A 6,003-nucleotide genomic window follows, 5' to 3' on the forward strand; every position below is an offset into this window, starting at 1 on the left:
CACCGCGCCGACGCGCTTGACCCCTTCATCGAGCACTACAACACTGAACGAATCCACTCAAGCCACGGGCTCACGCCCGCGGCCCGAGTGTCACCAACGTCATGACCCAGTACAGCTAGACCAGCGACTCCCGCCACGCTGCGTGCAGCTGCGAGAACCGGCCGGTGCCCTGGATGAGCGACTCCGGGGTCCCGTCCTCGACGATGCGGCCCTGCTCCATCACGAGCACGCGGTCCGCGATCGCGACGGTCGAGAGCCGGTGCGCGATGATGATCGCCGTCCGGTCGGCGAGCAAGGTGGTGAGCCCCTGCTGCACGAGTCGCTCGCTCGGGATGTCGAGCGAGCTCGTCGCCTCGTCGAGGATCAGCACGGCCGGGTCCGCGAGGAACGCCCGCGCGAAGGAGATCAGCTGGCGCTGCCCCGCCGACACCCGGCCGCCGCGCTTGTTCACGTCGGTGTCGTAGCCGTCCGGCAGCGACTCGATGAACGTGTGCGCCCCTACGGCCTCCGCGGCCGCCCGGATCTCGCCCCGGGTCGCGTCCGGCTTGCCGATCGCGATGTTGTCGGCGACGGATCCGGAGAAGAGGTACGCCTCCTGCGTCACCATCACGATGGCGCGGCGGAGGTCCTTCGGGTGCAGGTCGCGGAGGTCGATCCCGTCGAGGGCCACGCGTCCGTCGGACGGGTCGTAGAACCGGGAGATGAGCTTCGCGAGCGTCGTCTTGCCCGCGCCGGTGGATCCGACGAGTGCGATGGTCTGCCCCGCCGGCATGTCGAGGTCGAAGCGCGGCAGGATCGTCTTGCCCTTGCCGTAGCCGAACTCGACGCCCTCGAAGGAGACGTGGCCCGTGGACTCCCACAGGTCGACCGGCTGCACGGGGTCCGGCACGCTCGGCTCCTCCTCGAGCACGCCCGAGATCTTCTCGAGCGCGGCCGACGCCGACTGGTAGCTGTTGTAGAACATCGCCATGTCCTGCGCCGGCCCGAAGAACTGCCGTGTGTAGAGCACGACCGCGAGCAGCGCGCCGATGCCGAGCTGCCCGTCCGCGACGCGGAGGCCGCCGACGAGCAGCACCACGGCGACCGTGACGTTGCCGATGAGGATGAGACCCGGGTCGAAGATCCCGAATACCTGGATCACGCGCATGTTGGTGTCGCGGTAGCCCTCCACGTGCTCGGAGAACTCCTCCGCGTTGCGCTTCTCCTTGCGGAAGGCCTTCACCGCGCGGATGCCCGTCATCGTCTCGACGAAGTGCACGATCAGCCGCGCGGACTTCACGCGCGTCTGGCGGAACAGCGCCTGCGACTTCACGGCGAACCAGAGGCTCAGGAAGAACAGCGGCACGAGCGCTGCGAGCAGCACGAGGCCCGACACCCAGTCGAACGAGAACAGCGCGATGGCGGTGAACGCCATGTAGAGCGCGCCCTGCACGAGCTGGTTGATGCCGCCGTTCAGCAGCTCCCGGATCGAGTCGAGGTCGCTCGTCTGGCGGGAGATGATCCGGCCGGACGTGTACGTCTCGTGGAACTCCAGGCTCAGCTTCTGCGTGTGCAGGAACATGCGCTTGCGGAGGTCGAGAAGGATCTCCTGCGCGATGCGCGCCGACATCACCTGGTACTTCGCGACGAGCACGGCCCCCGTGATCGCCACCAGGACGTAGGCGCCGATCACGAGCGCGAGGCCCGTGAAGTCGCCGGTGTCCAGGAGCGCCGGGAGCGCGCGGTCGAGGCCGATGCCGATGAGGGCGGGCCCGGCGACGTTCGCCGCGGTGGCTACGAGGATCGTCGCGGCCGTGAGGATCAGCGTCCGCTTGACCGGCTGGATGGTGCTGACGAGCAGCCGCGTTGAGCGGCGGCGGATCTGCTTGCTCTCCTCGCGGGAGAAGTCGTCCCTCTCCTCGCCGGTGACTCCGGTGACGCTCATGCTGAGGCCTCCTCGCGCACGGTGTTCCCTTCCACGTCGAGGCTCGAGATGACGAACCGGTAGTGCTCGCTCGTGGCGAGCAGGTCGGAGTGCCGGCCGACCGCGGTGATGCGGCCGTCCTGCATGAGCGCCACCCGGTCCGCGAGCATCACGGTCGAGGGGCGGTGCGCCACGATCAGCGCTGTGGTGGACGCGAGCACGCGGCGCAGCGCCGCCTCGACGAGCGCCTCCGTGTCGACGTCGAGCGCCGAGAGCGGGTCGTCGAGGACGAGCACGTCGGGTGCCGCTGCGACCGCGCGCGCGAGCGCGAGCCGCTGCCGCTGCCCGCCGGAGAGGCTGAGCCCCTCCTCCCCCACGGTCGTGTCGACGCCGTCGGGCAGGTCGTGCACGAAGCCGGCCTGGGCGATATCGAGCGCCTCCCGCAGCACGCGCTCCGCCTCGGGTCCGCCGTCGGCGAGGTCCGGGCGACCGAGCAGCACGTTGTCGCGGACGCTCGAGGAGAACAGCGTGGCGTCCTCGAACGCCATCGCGATGCGGCTGCGCAGCTCCTCGAGTCCGAGGTTGCGGATGTCCACGCCGTCGAGCTCGACGCTGCCGCCCGTCACGTCGTACAGCCGGGTCGTGAGCGCCGTGAGCGTGGACTTGCCGCAGCCGGTGATCCCGACGAGCGCCATGGTCTCCCCCGGCTGCAGGTCGAGGTCCACCCCGTCGATGAGGTCGGGCTGGCCCGGGACGGCATCCTGGTAGCGGAAGCGCGCGCCGCGGAAGACGAGGCGGCCACGGGGCTCCTGGATGCGCACGGGCGTCGCGGGGTCCGTGATCGTGTCGTCCTCATCCATCACCTCGAAGTAGCGGTCGATGGCCGTGCGCGCGTCGAAGGTCATCGACAGCAGGAAGCCCACCGACTCGATCGGCCAGCGCAGCACCGCCGCGGTCGCGAAGAACGCCACGAGGTCGCCCACCGAGATCTGCCCGCCGGCCGCGAGCAGCACGCCGCCGAGCAGCGCCAGCGCGAAGGTCAGGTCCGGTACGAGCAGCAGCCAGAGCCAGATGCCGGCGATGGCCTTCGCCTTCTTGATCTCCGTGCCGCGCAGCTCCTCCGCCTGCTCGGCGAACGCGTCGTGCATGTGCTTGCCGCGACCGAAGGCCTTCAGCACGCGGATCCCGTGCACCGACTGCTCGACGCTCGTCGCGAGGTCGCCGGACTGGTCCTGGCTGAGCCGGGCGACCGACGAGTACTTCTGCTCGAAGAGGTAGCCGTAGACCCAGAGCGGGATGGAGCAGACGAGGAAGCCGAGGCCGAGGCGCCAGTCGATGGAGACCAGGAAGCCGATGCCCACGAGGATCGTGAGGATGTTGACGATGAACAGCACCAGGCCGAAGGCCATCCAGCGCCGGATGAGGTTGAGGTCGCTGACCATGCGCGAGAGCAGCTGCCCGCTCTGCCACCGGTCGTGGAACGCGACCGGGAGCCGCTGCAGCTTCCGGTAGAACGCGTTCCGCATGTCCGCCTCCATGAGCGTGCCGGGCTTCAGCACGAACCAGCGGCGGAGCGCGATCATCGCGGCCTCGAGGATCCCGAGGCCGAGGATCAGGAGCACGGCGGGCACGACGGCCGCCGAGTCGCCGTCGCCGAGCGGTCCGTCGACGAGCCCGCGGAGGATCTGCGGGATCACGAGCGACAGCAGCGAGCCGATGAGCGCCACCACCATGCCCGCGATGATGCTGGGCATGGCGGGCCGGGCGAACGGCAGCAGCCGCATGAGCACGGCGATGGTGCCGGGCCGGGGGCCGTGCCGCTCGGACGGCGCCTGGTCGGGCGATGCGGGCGGTGAGGTGGACACGTGTCATTCCTTCTGTAGTCGGCCGATGCACGGCCGGACGTGCTCTGCGGCCACGGGCGTGAGGACGCGCGCGGCGGAGGATGTGGGTGGGTGGAGCGCGAGCGGCGGGCGGTTCCCGGCACGACTCGCCGGGCTGGGTGCGAGCGGATCTGGACGGACGGATCGGATCAAGCACTCTCGCCGCCCGCGGCCACCGGCCGTCCAGCACGTCGGCGACGCCGACGTGACGTGTCGTGGCGTGACGCGATGCGCGGAGCCGCCGAGCCCTGCCTGCACCAGTGGCCCGCCGTCGCCCGACGCCGGGGCGTCGAGCGGGATGGTCAGCTAGCGGAGCGGACCGCGGAAGGCAGGGCGCACAGCGACGGCCGTCACGCCGATCCGGTTCGAGGTCGTGCGTGCGTATGTCGTCGATGTCGTAGTCATGACACCCTCCCTGGCTGCGTATGCGATTCACGTGTGGGCCGCACCGATCGACCACGTGAATGGCCACCCCAGGCAACCTTCCAGGATAGGGACGTCCGCACCCCACGCACAAGAGCCCGGCCCGCATCCGAGGATGCGGGCCGGGCTCGTGCGGTTCGCGCGGACGAGCGCGCAGCCGGCGTCAGCCGATGCGGACCGAGAGGCAGGTGACGCAGCCCTCGAGCTTCTCGAACTCGCTGATGTCGACGGCGACGATCTCGTACCCCAGGCCGCGGAGCAGGTCCGCCGTCCGCGGCGCAGCGGCCGAGACGAGCAGGGTGTCGTCGTCGAGCGCGACGACGGCCGTGCCCTCGGCCTCGGGCACGGGGAGGAACGACGGGAACAGCCGCGGCTCGTCGACGAGCGGCTCGTATCCGATGACGGTGCCGTCGGGCAGTGCCGTCACCTGCGACTTGAGGTGCAGGGTCCGGCTGACCGGCACACCCACGACGGCGTACCCGAGGGGTCGGGCGATCTCGCGCAGACGCTGGATCCCCGCCGCGTTGGTCCGGCTGCTGGCGCCGACGTAGAGCGTGCGCCCGACCTCTAGCACATCCCCCCCGTCGATGGTCGCCGGCAGGTCGATGGACGTCACCTGGAGGTCCATGTCCTCGAGCGCCCGCTCCACGCCGGAGCGCTCGCCACGTCGGGAGTCGGCCCCGGAGGTGAGCAGCACGGCGGTGGTGCCGAGGACCAGCACGGCGTCCTCCACGAAGACGGAATCGGGGTGGTCGTCGGCCGGCGGGACCTCCCGGGTGGACCACCCGGCCTCCTCGAACGCGAGGACGTAGCGCTCCCACTGCTGGTCGGCGAGCTCGGAGTCCACGGGTCGGCGGTCCAGATGCGTCAGCTCACCGTCGGCCAGGTGCGACGAGGGGATCCGCACGAGGGCGACGCGCTCGCGCACCACCTCAGCGTCGCCCGCCCCGACGAGCCGAGCCCACAGCCGTCGGCCCAGCAGGATCGATGCCAGTGCGACGCCGAGAACGAACATGAGGTTCAGGCCGAGGAGCGTCTCCAGGAGGGGACCCACGATGTCGCCGGTGACGGTGGCGCCCTGCCCCAGCGCGCCCACGAGGCTGCCGGTCAGCGCGCCGACGACGGCCGCGGCCACCGAGCCGAGGATGGACGTCCACAGTCGCCGATGCATCCCGACCCCCGCCAGCGCGGCCAGCAGGACGAACGCAACGAGCGTGTGCACGGTCCAGTAGTCGAGGAGCGTCACCAGCACGGCAGCGCTCGGCTGGTTGGAGCTGAAGAGCGTCAGGACGCTGAAGAGCAAGCCGAGGATCGCCGAAACGCCCGCGGAGACCAGCGCGGCGGACAACGCCCTGCCGAGAGGAACGCTCGATGCACCCGCGCGTGAAGGGCGGGCGCCGGACGGACGGACGGACGTGGACGTCGAGGGACTCGTCGGAGATCCCTCATCAGCGGGCTCGACAGGCTGGCCGGATGTGCGGGCGTTCTCGGGGGATTCGGTCACGAACGACGACGATAACGGCACGCCTTATGACCGTCATGTGAGGCGGCTGACAGGGTCTGCCCGAGAGCAACGGAATCCGTCGCCGTGCACGACATGTTCGAGAAGGCGGCCGACGGTCGGTGCCCTCCGCATTCGCACGCCACGGTTGCGGCCGCCCGCCGTACCGCGCACCATCGGGAGGCCGTGTTAACGCAGAAAGGCCCGCCGCACGATGTGCGACGGGCCTCCCCGTTCGTTCTCAAGTTAAGTCCGGCGGTGTCCTACTCTCCCACAGGGTCCCCCCTGCAGTA

General features: G+C 70.3%; 3 protein-coding genes and 1 pseudogene. 1 reads left to right on the top strand and 3 read right to left on the bottom strand.

All coding sequences use genetic code 11. From position 1 onward, the window contains the following. A pseudogene (locus tag HDR73_RS07130) lies at window positions 1-105 on the top strand (IS481 family transposase); the annotation flags it as partial. A 10-nt stretch (window positions 106-115) separates the two neighbouring features. Here the strand turns inward: HDR73_RS07130 and HDR73_RS07135 are convergent. From HDR73_RS07135 to ddaH, 3 genes are all read right to left on the bottom strand, one after another. Then, window positions 116-1,924 (bottom strand): ABC transporter ATP-binding protein, encoded by a 1,809-nt coding sequence (locus HDR73_RS07135; protein ID WP_012299852.1) that lies wholly within the window; start codon window positions 1,922-1,924, stop codon window positions 116-118. Then, a complete protein-coding gene (locus tag HDR73_RS07140; protein WP_223842791.1) occupies window positions 1,921-3,687 on the bottom strand; it encodes an ABC transporter ATP-binding protein in 1,767 nt (588 codons plus the stop codon). Before HDR73_RS07140 ends, HDR73_RS07135 begins: the two co-directional genes overlap by 4 nt. Before the next feature lie 685 nt (window positions 3,688-4,372). Further along, window positions 4,373-5,557: a dimethylargininase gene (gene ddaH / locus HDR73_RS07145; RefSeq protein ID WP_012299854.1), complete on the bottom strand. Its 1,185-nt coding sequence runs from the start codon at window positions 5,555-5,557 to the stop codon at window positions 4,373-4,375. Window positions 5,558-6,003 lie beyond the last annotated feature (446 nt).

This window comes from Clavibacter sp. (genome assembly GCF_014802555.1).
GTDB classification, from domain to species: Bacteria; Actinomycetota; Actinomycetes; order Actinomycetales; family Microbacteriaceae; genus Clavibacter; species Clavibacter sepedonicus.